At 64.0% G+C, this 16,597-nt stretch carries 14 protein-coding genes and 1 riboswitch; of the genes, 9 read left to right on the forward strand and 5 right to left on the reverse strand.

The features are described 5' to 3' along the window. Window positions 1-128 precede the first annotated feature (128 nt). The 4 genes from DBIPINDM_RS20090 to serA all read left to right on the forward strand — a co-directional run bounded on the left by DBIPINDM_RS20090 (window position 129) and on the right by serA (window position 5,112). A complete protein-coding gene (locus DBIPINDM_RS20090) occupies window positions 129-968 on the forward strand; it encodes an outer membrane protein (protein ID WP_258588853.1) in 840 nt (279 codons plus the stop codon). A 339-nt stretch (window positions 969-1,307) separates the two neighbouring features. Then, complete coding sequence (locus DBIPINDM_RS20095; protein WP_258588854.1) at window positions 1,308-2,072, forward strand: outer membrane protein; 765 nt, start codon at window positions 1,308-1,310, stop codon at window positions 2,070-2,072. A 201-nt stretch (window positions 2,073-2,273) separates the two neighbouring features. Continuing rightward, entirely contained in the window at window positions 2,274-3,449 is a 1,176-nt protein-coding gene (locus tag DBIPINDM_RS20100) for a phosphoserine transaminase (RefSeq protein WP_258588855.1), read from the forward strand. A gap of 61 nt (window positions 3,450-3,510) precedes the next feature. Next, window positions 3,511-5,112, forward strand: a complete 1,602-nt coding sequence (gene serA, locus DBIPINDM_RS20105; RefSeq protein ID WP_258588856.1) for a phosphoglycerate dehydrogenase — start codon at window positions 3,511-3,513, stop codon at window positions 5,110-5,112. A 55-nt stretch (window positions 5,113-5,167) separates the two neighbouring features. Here the strand turns inward: serA and DBIPINDM_RS20110 are convergent, their stop codons facing one another. Next, complete coding sequence (locus DBIPINDM_RS20110; RefSeq protein ID WP_258588857.1) at window positions 5,168-6,079, reverse strand: DMT family transporter; 912 nt, start codon at window positions 6,077-6,079, stop codon at window positions 5,168-5,170. A gap of 213 nt (window positions 6,080-6,292) precedes the next feature. On the opposite strand from DBIPINDM_RS20110, the gene DBIPINDM_RS20115 reads away from it, so the two are divergent. Then, the gene (locus DBIPINDM_RS20115) at window positions 6,293-7,591 is read left to right on the forward strand and encodes an adenylosuccinate synthase (RefSeq protein ID WP_258588858.1); all 1,299 of its coding nucleotides are present in this window, start codon (window positions 6,293-6,295) and stop codon (window positions 7,589-7,591) included. Window positions 7,592-7,667: 76 nt separating this feature from the next. Further along, a complete protein-coding gene (locus tag DBIPINDM_RS20120) occupies window positions 7,668-9,368 on the forward strand; it encodes a hypothetical protein (RefSeq protein WP_258588859.1) in 1,701 nt (566 codons plus the stop codon). A 30-nt stretch (window positions 9,369-9,398) separates the two neighbouring features. Here DBIPINDM_RS20120 and DBIPINDM_RS20125 read toward each other — a convergent pair whose 3' ends face one another. The 4 genes from DBIPINDM_RS20125 to DBIPINDM_RS20140 form a co-directional block, all read right to left on the reverse strand. After that, on the reverse strand, window positions 9,399-9,698 hold the full coding sequence (locus DBIPINDM_RS20125; RefSeq protein WP_258588860.1) for a CcdB family protein: 300 nt from the start codon (window positions 9,696-9,698) through the stop codon (window positions 9,399-9,401). Beyond that, entirely contained in the window at window positions 9,698-9,940 is a 243-nt protein-coding gene (locus tag DBIPINDM_RS20130) for a type II toxin-antitoxin system CcdA family antitoxin (RefSeq protein ID WP_258588861.1), read from the reverse strand. The genes DBIPINDM_RS20125 and DBIPINDM_RS20130 overlap by 1 nt, the downstream gene beginning before the upstream one ends. Before the next feature lie 239 nt (window positions 9,941-10,179). Further along, on the reverse strand, window positions 10,180-12,000 hold the full coding sequence (locus DBIPINDM_RS20135; protein ID WP_258588862.1) for an ABC-F family ATP-binding cassette domain-containing protein: 1,821 nt from the start codon (window positions 11,998-12,000) through the stop codon (window positions 10,180-10,182). Between the two features lies 1 nt (window position 12,001). Then, on the reverse strand, window positions 12,002-12,661 hold the full coding sequence (locus DBIPINDM_RS20140) for a thiamine diphosphokinase (protein ID WP_258588863.1): 660 nt from the start codon (window positions 12,659-12,661) through the stop codon (window positions 12,002-12,004). Between the two features lie 88 nt (window positions 12,662-12,749). Then, window positions 12,750-12,864: riboswitch (TPP riboswitch) on the forward strand. 43 nt (window positions 12,865-12,907) lie between these two features. Between DBIPINDM_RS20140 and thiB the strand changes: the two genes are divergently transcribed. The 3 genes from thiB (at window position 12,908) to thiQ (ending at window position 16,449) form a co-directional block, all read left to right on the forward strand. Beyond that, entirely contained in the window at window positions 12,908-13,906 is a 999-nt protein-coding gene (gene thiB / locus DBIPINDM_RS20145) for a thiamine ABC transporter substrate binding subunit (RefSeq protein ID WP_258588864.1), read from the forward strand. A gap of 190 nt (window positions 13,907-14,096) precedes the next feature. Beyond that, entirely contained in the window at window positions 14,097-15,680 is a 1,584-nt protein-coding gene (thiP, locus tag DBIPINDM_RS20150) for a thiamine/thiamine pyrophosphate ABC transporter permease (RefSeq protein ID WP_258589306.1), read from the forward strand. Further along, window positions 15,673-16,449 carry a thiamine ABC transporter ATP-binding protein gene (gene thiQ, locus DBIPINDM_RS20155; RefSeq protein ID WP_258588865.1) on the forward strand — a complete coding sequence of 259 codons (777 nt, stop codon included), beginning with the start codon at window positions 15,673-15,675 and terminating at the stop codon, window positions 16,447-16,449. The genes thiP and thiQ overlap by 8 nt, the downstream gene beginning before the upstream one ends. The last annotated feature ends 148 nt before the right edge of the window (window positions 16,450-16,597 follow it).

Genomic DNA, 16,597 nt, shown 5'->3' on the forward strand with positions numbered 1-16,597 from the left:
AATTTTAGAGATTCGTGGTTAATCGACAGGGTTAAACGCCTTTTAACTTTTGCAATTCATTATCCACGCTTGAAAGCCAATCTCATTCGGACGCGATCGCGTTCCGAGGGTTCCTAGGGGTGACAAGCATGTTCAATACAGCAAGAAAGGCCCTGTTCGCGTTGCTGTTCGCGGGCCTGGCCTGGCCAGTTTTCGCAGCCGACCTGCCCGAGCCGCAGGTCGAAGAAGCGCCACCGCCGGTCTATGAGCAGCCGGCCGATGTCGGCGGCTGGTATATCCGTGGCGACCTCGACTACCACAAGTCGAGCGTACGCGGCATCGACTACATGACCTACACTGTCGATCCCTGTAACTGTTCGGTGACGCCCGGCGGCAAGAGTTTCGACTACGGCAAGCTCAAGGGTGGCTTCTCGCTCGGCGGCGGCGTCGGCTACAAGATCAACGATCACTTCCGCACCGACGTGACCGCCGACTACTGGTTCAAGTCGAACTTCAACGGCGGTACCTCGGATCTCGTCTCGACTTCGGTCGAAGCGTCGAAGATGAGCGCCTTCTTGCTGCTCGCCAACGCCTATGTCGATATCGGCACCTGGCACGGCATCACGCCTTATGTCGGCGCCGGCATCGGCGGCGCGCATGTCAAATGGGATACCGTCTATGACCCGACGCCGGGCGCTACCGAGCGCAATCCGGGAGCGTCCAACTGGCGCTTCGCCTACGCCCTTATGGCCGGCGCTTCCTACTGCCTGACCGACAAGGTCATCCTCGATGCTGGCTATCGCTTCTCCCATATCCAGGGCGGCCGCATGTTCGAGTGGGATGTGACCAGCTCCGGCCCAGGTTTCGACCGCGGCATCAACACTCACGAGGTACGCGGCGGCCTGCGCTATCAGTTCGGTGGCAATAATGGGTGCGCTGCACCGGTGGTTGCCTACCAGCCCGAACCCGAGCCGGTCTATACCAAGTAAGACTTTCACGACCGAATGTCCGCGAACCGCCCGGCTCAGCCGGGCGGTTTTCGTTTGAGTTGTCGCCAATGACGTGCCTGGAAACGGAGGTCAATTTTGGCCGTCATGCGTTAGACCGGTTCACCGTTTCACGGAAACGCCGAACCGTTCTAACTCTTGGTTTTGACGCAATTCCGGACGGAGAACCGTTTCACACTTTCCTGGAATTGCTCCAGCGAAATCAATTCGCTAACGCTCTGTTAGCCTTAACCGTGACTTAACCACTATGGTTAACAATGCTTCCTGAAACGATGGCTGCTGGGTTGATTGCAGGTGTCGCCAAATCCGGGAGTCGGGACCATGACACTCACATCGCGTATTGTGCTGGCGCTTGCCGGATTCGGGCTTTTGCCGCTGACATCCGCATTCGCCGCCGACTATGATCCGCCGATCTATGCTGACCAGGCGCCCGACTATGTGCCGGTCGAGGTCGGCTCGGGCTGGTATCTGCGTGGTGATGTCTCCTATCTGGTGCAGAAGAGCTTCAAGAACGACGACTTTGCCTTCACGCCGGCGAGCTTCGACGAGAAAGAAGATCCGATCTTTGCCAGCATCGGCTTTGGCTATCACTTCAACGATTATCTGCGCGCCGATCTCAATCTCGGCTATCTGCCCGGCAACAAGATTGGCGTCGGCTATGACGATTCGGGGACCACGGTAGCGTACACCCAGGCGTCGGCCGACCTGAAGAATTACGCGTATTCGCTCATGCTCAACGGCTATGTCGACCTTGGTACCTATGTCGGGATCACACCTTATGTGGGCGGTGGCGTCGGCATCGTGCAGAGCACACGCAAGCTTTCGGCGAGCTATTTCACCAACAATAGCGACCCCACCGACGATTTCGTCCAGAGCGACGACAAGACGCAGTATTCCTTCGCCTATACGCTGAATGCGGGCCTTGCCTACCAGGTGACGAAGAACGTTTCCGTCGATCTGGGCTATCAGTATTTCTCCGCCCCGGATGCCGAATATGTCACGGCTGAAAGCCTGACCTCCTATCCGGTCAAAAAGGGGATCAGCAATCACCAGGTCAAGCTCGGGCTGCGCTACGATCTCTGGTAGGCCTGGGGCAAATCGGGACTTAGCGGCGGATCCCTGCGGTCCGCCGTTTGCGTTTTGAAATCACGCGATCCTGATCGCGGATCGCCGGTATCCCGGCAGCGACAAAAACTTTCCTCTTGACGCCCGAGGCCTGAACGCATATCGCCGTCCGTGGGCCACCCCTCCCCAACGAGGGGCCACTATCTGGAAGGATAGACCACGATGACGACGCATACGAAGCCCGGACTCCGTCCGGCAAACCCCAATTTCTCCTCAGGTCCCTGCGCAAAACGTCCCGGCTGGTCGGTCGAGGCGTTGAAGAATGCCGCGCTCGGCCGTTCCCATCGCGCCAAGATCGGCAAGACCAAGCTCGAACAGGCGATCGAGCTGACGCGCGAAATCCTTCAGGTCCCGGCAGACTACCGCATCGGCATCGTGCCAGCGTCGGACACCGGTGCGGTCGAGATGGCGCTGTGGTCGCTGCTCGGTGAGCGCGGCGTCGACATGGTCGCCTGGGAAAGCTTCGGCTCCGGCTGGGTCACCGATGTGGTCAAGCAGTTGAAGCTGCCCGACGTGCGCAAACTCGAGGCCGGCTATGGCGAGTTGCCGGATCTGGCCAAGATCGATTTCGACCGCGACGTGGTCTTCACCTGGAACGGCACGACGTCGGGCGTACGTGTGCCGAACGGCGATTTCATCCCTGCCGATCGCCAGGGCCTGACCATTTGCGACGCCACTTCAGCGGCGTTCGCGCAAAGGCTCGATTTCGAAAAGCTCGATGTCGTCACCTTCTCCTGGCAGAAAGTGCTGGGCGGCGAGGGCGCGCATGGCATGCTGATCCTGTCGCCCCGCGCGGTCGCGCGGCTGGAGGGCTACAAGCCTTCATGGCCGCTGCCGAAAATCTTCCGCCTGACCTCGGGCGGCAAGCTGATCGAGGGCATCTTCAAGGGCGAGACCATCAACACGCCGTCGATGCTGTGCGTCGAGGACTATCTCGACGCACTCCACTGGGCAAAGTCGATCGGCGGCCTCGATGCTCTGGTCGCCAGGGCGGATGCCAATGCGGCCGTCCTCGATGGCTTTGTCGGCAAATCATCCTGGCTCGGCCATCTCGCCGCCCAACCGGCGACGCGGTCGAACACGTCCGTATGCCTGTCCTTCACCGATCCGGATATTGCGGCACTCGACGCCGACGGACAGGCGGCTTTCGCCAAGGGGCTGGTCTCGGCGCTCGACAAGGAAGGTGTCGCCTATGACATCGGCTCCTATCGCGACGCACCCGCCGGCCTGCGCATCTGGTGCGGCGCGACGGTCGAGACATCAGATCTCGAAGCGCTGCTGCCCTGGCTTGACTGGGCCTTCGCCGCGCAGAAGGCGTCGCTGAAAGCGGCGGCCTGAGATTTCATGGCGGCCCGCGGGCCGCCATTTCCCCGACAATCCCATTTTCAAGGAGGCCGCCATGGCGCCCCGCGTTCTCGTCTCTGACAAACTCTCTCCCACCGCCGTGCAGATCTTCAAGGATCGCGGCGTCGAGGTCGACTATCTGCCCGACCTCGGCAAAGACAAGGAAAAGCTGCTCGAAGTGATCGGCCAGTATGACGGTCTCGCCATCCGCTCGGCGACCAAGGTCACCGAGAAGCTGATCAGCGCCGCCACGAACCTCAAGGTCATCGGCCGCGCCGGTATCGGCGTCGACAATGTCGATATCCCGGCGGCCAGCCGCAAGGGTATCATCGTGATGAACACGCCCTTCGGCAATTCGATCACGACGGCCGAACATGCCGTCGCGATGATCTTCGCGCTGGCGCGCCAGATCCCGGAAGCCAACGCCTCGACCCATGCCGGCAAATGGGAGAAGAACCGCTTCATGGGCGTCGAGATCACCGGCAAGACGCTCGGCGTCATCGGCTGCGGCAATATCGGCTCGATCGTCGCCACACGCGGCGTCGGCCTGAAGATGCATGTCATCGCCTTCGACCCGTTCCTGTCGGACAAGCGCGCCGAGGAACTCGGCGTCGACAAGGTCGAGCTCGACGAGCTGTTCGCCCGCGCGGACTTCATCACGCTGCACACGCCGCTGACCGACAAGACACGCAACATCATCGATGCCGCGGCAATAGCCAAGATGAAGAAGGGCGTGCGCATCATCAACTGCGCCCGCGGCGGGCTGATCGTCGAAGCCGATCTGATCGCGGCGCTGAAGAGCGGCAAGGTGGCGGGCGCCGGCATCGACGTGTTCGAGGTCGAGCCGGCCGAGCAGAACGCCCTGTTCGGCATGGAAAACGTGGTGGCGACGCCGCATCTCGGCGCCTCGACGGCGGAAGCGCAGGAGAATGTCGCGCTGCAGGTCGCCGAGCAGATGTCGGACTATCTGATCAAGGGCGCCGTCTCCAACGCCATCAACATGCCGTCGATCACGGCGGAAGAAGCGCCGCGGCTGAAGCCCTTCGTCAAGCTAGCCGAGGTGCTCGGCGCCTTTGTCGGCCAGGTCACCGAGGATCCGATCAAGGAGGTCGAGATCCTGTTCGACGGCTCGACCGCGACGATGAATACGCGCGCGCTGATCAGTGCGGCACTTGCCGGGCTGATCCGGCCGCAGGTCGCCGATGTCAACATGGTGTCGGCGCCGATCATGGTGAAGGAGCGCGGCATCATCGTCGCCGAGGTCAAGCGCGACAAATCGGGCGTGTTCGACGGCTACATCAAGCTGACCGTCAAGACCGAGCACAGGACGCGTTCGATCGCCGGCACCTGCTTCTCCGACGGCAAGCCGCGCTTCATCCAGATCAAGGGCATCAACCTCGACGCCGAGGTCGGCCAGCACATGCTCTACACCACCAATGCCGATGCGCCCGGCATCATCGGCCTGCTCGGCACGGTGTGCGGCGAGAACGGCGTCAACATCGCTAACTTCCAGCTTGGCCGCAACCGGCCGGGCGGCGACGCCATCGCGCTGCTCTATCTCGACGCGCCGTTCCCGGAAAAAGTGCTGGAGCAGGTGCGGGCGCACAAGTCGATCGACTCGGCCAAGCGGCTGCAGTTCGACGTGGGCGGGGTCTGATACCGGCCTTTCCTAGAGATCAGAAGGCGCGGCCTTGGTCGCGCCTGCTTGCTGCTCAGCGCGTCCTGAGGCGGTCCAGCATCGCCTTCTTGCGCCCGCTGTATTCGGCGAGCGCGATGCCGCCCAGCACGAGGACGAGTGCCAGCGCCTGATAGAGCTGGAACGTTTCGCCGACGATCAGCACCGAAAGCAGCGTGCCGAAGATCGGCACCAGATTGATGAACAGGCCGGCGCGGTTGGCGCCGATCAGCTCGTTGCCCCTGATGTAGGTTATCTGCGAGATGACCGAGGCGCCGATCGCGGTGTAGACGATGACCGTCCAGCCGCGTGCATCGGGCACGATGACCTTGCCGGCAGCGACCTCCCACAGGACAAAAGGCAGCGAGGTGATGAGCGCTGCGATCGACATGGCCAGCATCAGGCTCTGCCAATGCATCACCGGCTTCAGCCGCAAGCCGACCGAATAGCCACTGTAAAGGATGACCGCCACCAGCATGATGGCGTCGCCGAAATTGAGCTCCAGCGTCAACAGCCGGCGCGGGTCGCCGTGGCAGGCGGTCAGGACGACGCCGGCAATGGTCAGCACGACGCCGGCGATCTGCGCCCAGTTCACGCGCAGGCGGAAGAAGATGAAATTGGCTGTCATGATCAGGATCGGCATCGCCGCCTGTTCGATCGAGACGTTGATCGCGGTCGTGTAGTTGAGCGCCGTGTAGAAGATGGTGTTGAACAGCGTGAAGCCGCTGGCGCCCAATGCCGCCAGGACGAACCAGTGTTTGCGCACCACCGGCCAATCCTCCTGGATCGTGCGCCAGCCGATCGGCAGCAGGATCGCCACTGCCAACACCCAGCGCAGGAAGACCAGCATCATCGGCGAGACGTGATCGACCGCAAGCTTGCCGGCCACCGAATTGCCGCCCCACAGCAAGGTGGTGAGCAGCAGGAATATGTAGGCGCTTCGATGCATCGCGGGATTCCGGCCGCGACGGACGCGTTGCGGTGTTTGCCGGCCTATTGCCCCCATCAACCCAAGTAAATGATGTCAAAGCCGAAAATTGTTGTGCCTCAGGGCATTTTCGGCGGCAAAGAAAGGTCGCACTCGCGAGGTCTTGACGCTATAGAGGCCTGTCGTTTCGAACCATATCCAAGCCGCTTGGCGGCGTGTCAAGGGAAAAGAAACATGGCCAATGTGGTGGTCGTCGGCTCGCAATGGGGCGACGAAGGCAAGGGCAAGATCGTCGACTGGCTGTCGGAGCGCGCCGATGTCGTGGTGCGGTTCCAGGGCGGCCACAATGCCGGCCACACGCTGGTCGTCGACGGCAAGGTCTACAAGCTGTCGCTGTTGCCGTCGGGCGTCGTGCGGCAGGGCAAGCTGTCCATCATCGGCAATGGCGTGGTCTTCGACCCGCATGCTTTCGTGGCGGAAGTGGCGAAGCTCAAGGCGCAGGGCGTCGAAGTGACGCCCGATCGCCTGAAAATAGCCGAAAACACAGCGCTTATCCTGTCGCTGCACCGGGAACTGGACGGATTCCGCGAGGACGCCGCCTCAAATTCCGGGACGAAGATTGGCACGACCCGCCGGGGCATCGGTCCGGCCTATGAGGACAAGGTGGGTCGGCGCGCGGTGCGGGTGATGGATCTGGCGGATTTGGAAACACTGCCCCTGAAGGTCGACAGGCTGCTGACGCACCACAATGCGCTGCGCCGTGGGCTTGGCCATGCCGAAGTCACGCATGACGCGATCATGAGTGAGCTGACCTCGGTCGCCGACGAGATCCTGCCCTATATGGACCGGGTCTGGAAGATCCTCGACGACAAGCGCCGTGCCGGCGAGCGTATCCTGTTCGAGGGCGCGCAAGGCACGCTGCTCGACATCGACCACGGCACCTATCCGTTCGTCACCTCATCCAACACCGTGGCCGGGCAGGCTGCCGCCGGCTCCGGCGTCGGTCCGGGCGCCATCGGCTATGTCCTGGGCATCACCAAGGCCTATACGACGCGCGTCGGCGAAGGTCCGTTCCCAACCGAACAGAAGAACGAGATCGGCGAATTCCTTGGCACGCGTGGCCACGAATTCGGCGTCGTCACCGGGCGCAAGCGCCGTTGCGGCTGGTTCGACGCGGTGCTGGTGCGCCAGGCTGTCGCCGTCAACGGCATCAAGGGCATCGCGCTGACCAAGCTCGACGTGCTCGACGGGCTGGACGAGATCAAGGTCTGCACCGGTTATCGCCTCGACGGCGAGATGATCGACTATTTGCCGGCAAGCCAGGGCGCACAGGCCCGTGTCGAACCGGTCTACGAGACGCTGGAGGGCTGGAAAGGCACCACCGCCGGCGCGCGCAGCTGGAACGATCTTCCGGCCCAGGCCGTCAAATATGTCCGATACATAGAGGAGTTGATCGGCGCGCCGGTAGCACTCCTCTCCACCAGCCCGGAACGGGACGACACGATACTTGTGACCGATCCGTTTCAAGACTAGTTTCTGAAGCCTTTCCGGGCATCGCGGCTGATTTGCGGGGGCCGGCGCGGAAGCAAAAATACAGGTCGACTGAAGCATGGCAGATTTTGTTGCTGTTCTGAAAAAGGCGCTCGACAAGTATGGCGAGCCGACGCCCGAAACGCGCACGCGGACCTATGACGGCGCGCGTTCCGCACTGGTCAAGAAGCTTGCGGAATTTTCGCCGCCGCTGTCGGCCGACGTCGTGGCCAAGCAGAAGCGTTCCCTGGAAGACGCCATTGCGAGCGTCGAGCGCGACTATGCCAAGAGCGTGCCGGAAACGGATCCACTCGCCGAGCTGGAACATATCTTTTCCTCGATCGACCGCAACAAGAACCAGCCAAGCCACACGCGCCAGCCGGTGAAAGCGGAGCCGGCGTGGCCGGCGCCGCCGGCCGCCAAGCCGGAACCCTACCGTCCCGCGCCGCCACCCGCCGCAAAGGCCGAGCCAAGCTGGCAAAAGCCTGTGCCGGTGCAACCGGCAGCCCCCGACCTCGCCGATCATGCCATGCCGGGCATGGATGCTGACCAGGACGATGACCGCGCCGATGTCTTCCCGAATGATGAGGAGCCGGCGGCGGCTGATACGTTCCAGCGCCTGCGTCCGGCCGAGCGCAAGCGCAGTTATGGCGGGCTGATCGCCGCTGCCGTTGCCTTGCTGGTCGTTGCCGGTGGCGGTTATGGCATCTGGCTGAACAAGGACGCTTTCGGCAAGATGCTGGGCCTGGGCGGCAGCAAGGTTGTTGCCAAGACCGAACCGGTGAAACCGGCGCCGGCCAAGCCGGCGATCGATGCCGCGGCAACGCCGCCGGCACCCGCAGCGGGCGCCGAAGCGACGAAATTCACGCAGCGGCTGACGCCTGAAGGCGGCGAAACCGACCCCGGCCCGGCCGCTGGACAAACCGGCATAGGCGAGGGTGAATCCGTCGCAGCGCTGACGACACCGCCATCGGCGACGAATGCGCCGGCCGCGCCGCCACCGGCTGCAGCCGCGCCCGCCGCGGCGGCACCTGCCGCGGCCACACCTGCGGCGGCCACACCAGCGGCGACCGCACCCGCGGCAGGCACCGCGCCCGCCGCGACCCCACCTGCCAACGGAACCGCGCCCGCAGCGCCGGCCGATGCCGCCGCCACGCCGCCGCCCGCTCCGGCGGGCGCCGCGCCTGCGGCACCGGCGGCCGCTCCAGCGACTGCAACCTCGGTGCCGGTCGGCCAGAAGGCGATCTTCTATGAGGAGCGCACCAGCACGGCGCAGGGTTCGGCCGAGCCCGGCAGCATCGTCTGGTCGCTGGTGCAGGAATCGCCCGGCGGCGACCTGCCGCCCGAGCCGGCGATCCGCGCCGAGGCGACCATCCCCGGCAAGGACATCCAGTTGCGCATGACCATCCGCCGCAACACCGACCAGACGCTGCCGGCCAGCCACATCATCGAGATGATCTTCCTGACGCCCGACGGTTTCGAAGGCGGCGGTGTCGACAACATCCTGCGCGTCGCCATGAAGAGCTCGGAACAGGATGCCGGCAGCCCGCTGATCGGCATCCCGGCCAAGATCGCCGACGGCTTCTTCCTCGTCGCGCTCAACGACACCAAGGCCGACGAGGACGCCAACATGACCTTGCTGCGCGGCCAGGACTGGATCGACGTGCCGGTTGTCTACAAGACCGGCCGGCGGGCGCTGCTGACCATGGAAAAGGGCATTCCCGGCGAGAAGGTGTTCGACGAGGCGATCAAGGCCTGGCAGGCCAAGACGGCGGGCTGAGAGGGCCGCCGGTGCCCAAGCGCTGTTGGCTCAGAAGCCCTGGAACAGCATGTCGAGCGCGGCGACGATATCGTCGTGGTGCTTCGTCAGGTTCAGCCGACTTTCACCCAATTCGCTCGCCGGAACGGTGGCAATCAGGTGTGTCGCCATGACCAGCTTCCGGCCGTTGATCTCGAAGATCGGGTGAAGCTTTCGCATCGGCGGCGGCACCGCTGCGACCGGCAGCAGGGGGACGACGACCCGTGTCTTGAAATTGTTGAGCAGGTCGGATTGGACGTCGAGCAGATAGTTGCCTTCGATGCGGCCAGCGAAGACATCGTAGCGGGCCATCAGAACTGCCGGTACTCGTCCAGTGGAATGCCGTTTTTCTCGACATAGTCGTTCCACGCATCCATCGTGGCGCGGTTCTCGAGCTTCCACAGCCGGGTTTTTTCAGCCGCCACCGCTTCCGCGATGCCAGCTTCAGCAGCACGCGAGACATTCACGTCCAGCCCCTTGGCTTCTCTCATGAGGTTGGAATCGATCGACAGATTTGCTGGCTGACGGATCGCATTCATGGCAATCTTACGCATAATGGCCTCCGCAACATGCGCATAATGTATGCGCATTGTCGTGCGGAGGCAATAATCGAGCGAATGGTTATGGGTGAGGCGCCCGGCCCTCCGCTATGGCTCCCTGCCCTTCGGGCGTTCAATCCCTTAGAAAGGTCCACTGGACCTTTTCTATTCGCCCGAAGGCGAACCGGGCTTCACCGTTCGTCGCTTCAATCGACAAATCGTTGTCGACTAATCGGCCTACGGCCGAACGCTCCTCACCCCTCCATCTCTTCCCGCAGCATCTCCAGTTCCAGCCATTCTTCCTCGAGCGCTGCCAGCGTCGCGCGCTCCTTGTCGAGGGCGGCGATGGTCTTCTGGAACGAGGCCGGATCGCGCTCGTAATAAGCCGGGTCGGCGATGTTGTTCTCCAGCCGCGAGATCGACGCGGTTACCGCCTCGATCTTCTTCGGCAAGGACTCCAGGGCGAATTTCTGCTTGAACGACAGTTTTTTCGCCGGGCCTTTTGGGGCCGCTGGCTCGCTCCTGCCGGGCGTCGGCGCATCGCCGGCTTCGGCCTTGGCGCGCGCCTTGCGGTCGTCGAGCCGGGTGCCGCCGCGCTGCGCCAGCATGTCGGAATAGCCGCCGGCATATTCGATCCAGCGCCCGTCGCCGTCCGGTGCGATCAGGCTGGTCACCGTGCGGTCGAGAAAGTCACGATCGTGGCTGACCAGGATGACGGTGCCGGCAAAGCCGGCGACCAGTTCCTGCAGAAGTTCCAGCGTCTCCATGTCGAGATCGTTGGTCGGCTCATCGAGCACCAGAAGGTTCGCCGGCCGCGCCAGCACGCGCGCCAGGATCAGCCGCGCCCGTTCGCCGCCGGACAGCTCGCGCACCGGGGTGCGCGCCTGCTCCGGCTTGAACAGGAAATCCTTCATATAGGAGACGACATGGCGCTGCTCGCCATTGATGACGAGGTTTTCGCCACGCCCGTCGGTGAGATACTGCGCCAGGGTCTCTTGCGGGTCGACCGCCTCGCGCTTCTGGTCGAGCGTGGCGATCTCCAGATTGGTGCCGAGCCTGATCGAACCGGCATCCGGTGCCAATTCGCCGGTCAGCATCTTCAAAAGCGTGGTCTTGCCGGCGCCGTTCGGGCCGACGAGGCCGACGCGGTCACCGCGCTGGATGCGGGTCGAGAAGCCTTTGACCACGGTGAGGTCGCCAAAGCTCTTCTCGATGTTCTTCGCTTCGATCACCAGCTTGCCGGATTCGGCGGCGTCGCTCGCCACCATGGTCGCAGTCCCTTCGGCGCCGCGATGGCCGCGGAAACGCTGGCGCATGGTCTGCAACTCGCCCAACCGGCGCATGTTGCGTTTGCGCCGTGCCGTCACGCCGTAGCGCAGCCAGTGCTCTTCACGCACGATCTGGCGGCCGAGCTTGTGCTGCTCGCGCTCTTCCTCTTCGAGAACCAGGTCGCGCCATTCCTCGAAATGGCCAAAACCCTTGTCCAGGCGGCGGGTCTGGCCACGATCGAGCCAGACGGTGGCGCGCGACACGCGCTCGAGAAAGCGGCGGTCGTGCGAGATGACGATGAGCGCCGAGGAGGTGCGGACGAGCTCCTCCTCCAGCCATTCGATGACAGATAGGTCAAGATGGTTAGTCGGCTCATCGAGCAGCAGGATGTCCGGCTCCGGCGCCATGACGCGGGCAAGCGCTGCACGCCTCGCCTCGCCGCCGGACAGATCGTTAGGCCGCTCTTCGCCCGACAAGCCGAGATGCTCCATCAGATAGCTGGCGCGGTAGGGATCGTCGGCGGGCCCGAGCCCGGCCTCGACATAGGCGCGCACGGTGGCAAAGCCCTCCATGTCGGGCATCTGCGGCAGATAGCGGACAGTCGCCGAGGGCTGGCGGAAGACCTCGCCATCCTGCGGTTCGATCAGGCCGGCGGCGATCTTGAGCAGCGTCGACTTGCCGGAGCCATTGCGGCCGACCAGCGCGATCTTGTCGCCGGCCGAAGCGGTCAAGGCTGCGCCATCGAGCAGCGGCGTGCCGCCAAAGGTCAGTTTTATCCCGTCGAGATTGAGAAGGGGCGGGGCCATGTCAGCTTTCAGGTAGTGGATACGGATGCGCGAGCAGCAGTGCGCGGCCGTGGCCGAGCGCGATTTCGAGGCGGCCCCCGGTCTTGTCGAACTTGACCTCGTTGGAGATGGTCAGGGACGAGCCGAAGGCCACCTCGACCTGGTTCAGCGGCCATTTGGCGCCAGAAACGGTCAGGCCGGCAAGTTCGGAAAAGCCGAGGATCGAAAACAGCGTGCCGTCGGCATAGTCGAAGTCGGCCTTTTCGTGCAGCAAGGGGACACCTTCCTGGGCGCCGCTGGTCAGCAGCACCTTGGTCCCGGCCTCGGCCAGCCGCAGGGCGAGTGCCAGATGCAGGAAAGCGTGGTCGGCGCGCTTGCCGCCGAAGGCGCCCGCTAGCACAAGGCGGGTCGCGCCGCGCTCGAGGGCTGCGGCGATCGCCAGTTCGCCGTCGGTCTTGTCCTTCTCAGCCGGAAAGGTCTGGCGGGGCACCGAAGCAAGGTCGTCAGGAAGATTGGCCGGCACCGAATCGAAATCACCCACCCACAGTTCAGGCACAAGGCCGAGCAGCCGCGCATGGCCGATGCCGGCGTCGGCGGCGATGACGCGCGAGCCTTCGACCTGGCGGTCGAGCCGGGGCGTGCGGATGAGATCGCCGCCAAGCAGGATGGTGAATGTGCTCATATCTGGTGGCCTGTACCAGCCCGGCAGCGGAAACGGAAGGCCGGCAAACTGCCACTTGCGCGGTTCGTCGGCCGGGCCTATGTGTCGAAACGCTCTAACGGGGTGCCGGCTGCGATCTTCGCGGACCGGCTGAGAGGCAATCTCGCCAACCCGCTGAACCTGATCCGGTTTGTACCGGCGGAGGGATTAGACGTTTCGGACAGTCCGACGCCTCAATTCCTTTTAATTCGAACGAAGGAGGCGCCGATGCGCACGCTTTTATACGCTCTTGTCTCAGCCATGATTGTGGCGCTGTCCGGGCCGGCCTTGGCCAAGGACAAGCTCACCGTCTACACCTATGAGAGCTTCACCGCCGACTGGGGTCCAGGCCCGGTGGTGAAGAAGGAATTCGAGGCCGAATGCGGCTGCGATGTCGAGTTCGTCTCGGTCGCCGATGGCGTCGCCCTGCTCAACCGCGTCAAGCTCGAAGGGGCGTCGACCAAGGCCGATATCGTGCTCGGCCTCGACACCAATCTTACCGCCGATGCCAAGGCCTCGAGCCTGTTTGCCCCCCATGGCGCGGTGAGCGATATCAACGTGCCGGGCGGCTGGACCGACGACACGTTTGTTCCCTTTGACTACGGCTATTTCGCCGTCGTCTATGACACGGAAAAGCTGAAGACGCCGCCCAAAAGCCTGAAGGAGCTGGTCGAGGGTAGCGCCGACGACAAGATCGTCATCCAGGATCCACGCACCTCGACGCCAGGCCTCGGCCTGCTGTTGTGGGTGAAGTCGGTCTATGGTGACAAGGCGCCGGAAGCCTGGGCCAAGCTCAAGGCGAAGGTGCTGACCGTGACGCCGGGCTGGAGCGAGGCCTATGGCCTGTTCACCAAGGGCGAGGCGCCGATGGTGCTGTCCTACACGACGTCGCCGGCCTATCACATGGTTGCAGAGAACACCGAGCGCTACCAGGCGGCTTCCTTTGAAGAGGGCGAATATCTGCAGATCGAGGTCGCGGGAATCACCACCACGGGGGCCAAGAACCCGCTGGCGGAAAAGTTCATGGCCTTCATGACCGGACCGAAATTCCAGGACGCCATCCCGGAGACCAACTGGATGTTCCCGGCAGGCAAGACCGACAAGCCGCTCAACCCGGCCTTCGACAAACTGGTCAAACCGACAAAGACCTTGCTGTTCAGCCCCGAGGAGGTTGCCGCCAATCGCAAGGCCTGGGTCGATGAATGGCTGGCGGTGATGAGCAAATGAGCGCGCTTCTCACCCTCCCCCTTGTGGGGAGGGTCGATCCGCGAAGCGGAGCGGGGTGGGGGCTGCGACGCTGAGCACTGCCTCACCCCCACCCCGGCTCGCGGACACCGCTTCGCGGCATCCGCGTTCCGACCCTCCCCGCAAGGGGGAGGGTGGAAGGCGCGCGTCTGACCCCCGCGTCACCGCCGGCATTGTCGCGCTTGCCGCGATCACCCTGTTGATCGGCGGCGCGTTTGCCGGGCTGCTTGTCGAAGGCGCCCATGATTTCTCAGGCGCCTGGGCGGCCTTCGATCCCTACCTGCTGCGTGTCGTCCGCTTCACACTCTGGCAAGCCGCACTCTCGACCCTGCTCTCGGTCATCCCTGCTCTGTTCGTGGCGCGTGCCCTGTCGCGGCATCCGCGCTTCTTCGGCCGCGCCTTCATCCTGCAGCTCTTTGCCGTGCCTTTGGCGCTGCCGGCGATCGTCGCGGCGCTTGGCATCCTGGCGCTCTACGGCCGCGCCGGCTATTTCGCCGGCCTGTTCAGCGCGGTTGGCGGTCAGGGCTGGCCAGGCATTTACGGCCTGTCCGGCATTCTGGTCGCCCATGTCTTCTTCAACCTGTCGCTCAGCGTCCGGCTGTTCCTCGAGGCGCTGCAGACCATCCCCGCGGACCAATGGCGGCTGGCGAGCCAACTCGGCATGGGGGCGCGGCCGGCGTTCCGGCTGATCGAATGGCCGACGCTGCGCGCCGCTCTGCCCGGTGTCGCCGGCCTTGTCTTCATGCTCTGCATCACCTCGTTCACCATCGTGCTGACGCTTGGCGGCGGACCGGCCGCGACGACGCTGGAGGTCGGCATCTACCAGGCGCTGCGATTCGATTTCGATCCGGCGCGGGCGGTGACGCTGACGTTACTGCAGATCGCCTTGACCTTTCTGGTGGTGCTGGCGCTGACGCGGCTTGGCGTCAATGTCGTTGGCGACGCCAATCTGCCGGTGGCGCAGCGCCGCTATCTGTCAGTCGTTGGCACCGAAACCCTGTTCAACGCCATGCTCATCACTCTGGCGGTGCTGTTCGTTGTCGGACCAATGGCGGCCACGGTGATGGCCGGGTTGGGGGCCGATCTCGGCCGGCTCGCCGGCGAGACCACGGTCCGGCAGGCGATACTGACCAGTGCGATGCTCGCCTTCCTGTCGGCGCTGCTTTCGGTGATGCTGTCACTGGCATTGACCATGGCGCGGCGGGCGCTGGCACTGAGCCGCGGCACCAGTCCAAAGACGCTGCTCGAACATGCCGCCGATACCGGCGCCGGTTTTGTCCTGGTCGTGCCACCGATCGTCATCGGCGCCGGCTGGTTCCTGCTGCTGCGCCATGGCGTCGACGTCTTCGCCATCGCCCCGGTCATGGTCGTCACCGTCAATGCGGTCATGGCCATGCCTTTCGCGCTGCGCGCCGTGCGTCCCGCCTATGATGCGGCGAGCGAGCGTCATGAACGGCTATGCGCGCAGCTGGGTATCTCCGGCTGGGCCAGGCTGCGGCTGATCGACTGGCCGTCATTGCGGCGTCCGCTCGCCACCGCCTTTGCTTTCGCCATGGCATTGTCGCTGGGCGATCTCGGCGTCATCGCGCTGTTCGGCAGTGATTCCGTGCAGACCTTGCCCTACCTTCTGCTGGCGCGCATGGGCAGCTACCGCACCGAGGACGCCGCCGGCCTCGCACTCCTGCTTGGCCTGGTCTGCCTCGCCTTGGTGCTGGCAGCGGACTGGCTGGGAAGGGAAAAGGTCCGCAATGTCTGACGGGGCGACGGGCAGGAAAGGCGTTCCGGTGCGGCTGGACAAGGTCTTGTTCAGCTATGGCGAGGTATCGCTTGCCTTCGATGTCGAGTTCACTGCCGCAAAAATCACCGCCATCATGGGGCCGAGCGGCTCGGGCAAGTCGACGCTGCTCAACCTTGTTGCCGGCTTCGAGACGCCACAGTCCGGCCGCGTGCTGATCGGCGAGGCCGATGTCGGCGCCGCGCCGCCGGCCGCGCGGCCGGTGTCGATGGTGTTCCAGGAGAACAACCTTTTCGCCCATCTTTCCGTCGAGCAGAATGTCGGGCTTGGCCGCTCGCCATCGCTGCGACTGACCGAGACCGATCGAATCGCCATCGCCGAGGCGCTTGCGCGCACCGGCCTTGCCGGCAAGGAAAAACGCCTGCCGCGCGAACTGTCCGGCGGCGAGCGTCAGCGCGTTGCCCTGGCGCGCGTGCTGGTGCGCGATCGCCCGGTGCTTCTGCTCGACGAGCCCTTTGCTTCGCTCGGGCCTGCGTTGCGCGACGACATGCTCGACCTGGTTGCCGGCCTCCATGCCGAGCGCGGCATGACGGTGCTGTTCGTCACGCACCAGCCGGAGGATGCCCGCCGTATCGGCCAGAATGTGGTGTTCCTGGACAATGGCGCCGTCGCTGCCACCGGCACGGCGGACGATTTCTTTGCCGGGGCTGGTCCGGAGGCTTTCCGACGCTATGTTGGCACAAGCATCCAGACGACTGGATCACGAGATATTGCCCGGAAGCGGACATAATTTACGCCCAAACCGGTCCGAGGCGATATGGCGCTTGCTTGCCATGACTGGAGTAGTGTGGCTAGGTCCGCTGAATACCGGTCCGGCACACGCCGTGATTTGCCTACAGCATCCGCCGTCCGCCCTGAGGGACGTGCGACGGATGCTG

The organism is Mesorhizobium sp. AR02 (assembly GCF_024746835.1).
Classification (GTDB): domain Bacteria; phylum Pseudomonadota; class Alphaproteobacteria; order Rhizobiales; family Rhizobiaceae; genus Mesorhizobium.

Excerpts from the sequence above, each read along its gene's own strand:
- DBIPINDM_RS20090 (WP_258588853.1), top strand. The coding sequence starts at position 129 with ATGTTCAATACAGCAAGAAAGGCCCTGTTCGCGTTGCTGTTCGCGGGC.
- DBIPINDM_RS20135 (WP_258588862.1), bottom strand. The coding sequence starts at position 12,000 with ATGGCCCCGCCCCTTCTCAATCTCGACGGGATAAAACTGACCTTTGGC.
- thiQ (WP_258588865.1), top strand. The coding sequence starts at position 15,673 with ATGTCTGACGGGGCGACGGGCAGGAAAGGCGTTCCGGTGCGGCTGGAC.
- DBIPINDM_RS20120 (WP_258588859.1), top strand. The coding sequence starts at position 7,668 with ATGGCAGATTTTGTTGCTGTTCTGAAAAAGGCGCTCGACAAGTATGGC.
- DBIPINDM_RS20125 (WP_258588860.1), bottom strand. The coding sequence starts at position 9,698 with ATGGCCCGCTACGATGTCTTCGCTGGCCGCATCGAAGGCAACTATCTG.
- serA (WP_258588856.1), top strand. The coding sequence starts at position 3,511 with ATGGCGCCCCGCGTTCTCGTCTCTGACAAACTCTCTCCCACCGCCGTG.
- DBIPINDM_RS20110 (WP_258588857.1), bottom strand. The coding sequence starts at position 6,079 with ATGCATCGAAGCGCCTACATATTCCTGCTGCTCACCACCTTGCTGTGG.
- DBIPINDM_RS20100 (WP_258588855.1), top strand. The coding sequence starts at position 2,274 with ATGACGACGCATACGAAGCCCGGACTCCGTCCGGCAAACCCCAATTTC.
- DBIPINDM_RS20115 (WP_258588858.1), top strand. The coding sequence starts at position 6,293 with ATGGCCAATGTGGTGGTCGTCGGCTCGCAATGGGGCGACGAAGGCAAG.
- DBIPINDM_RS20130 (WP_258588861.1), bottom strand. The coding sequence starts at position 9,940 with ATGCGTAAGATTGCCATGAATGCGATCCGTCAGCCAGCAAATCTGTCG.
- DBIPINDM_RS20140 (WP_258588863.1), bottom strand. The coding sequence starts at position 12,661 with ATGAGCACATTCACCATCCTGCTTGGCGGCGATCTCATCCGCACGCCC.
- thiB (WP_258588864.1), top strand. The coding sequence starts at position 12,908 with ATGCGCACGCTTTTATACGCTCTTGTCTCAGCCATGATTGTGGCGCTG.
- DBIPINDM_RS20095 (WP_258588854.1), top strand. The coding sequence starts at position 1,308 with ATGACACTCACATCGCGTATTGTGCTGGCGCTTGCCGGATTCGGGCTT.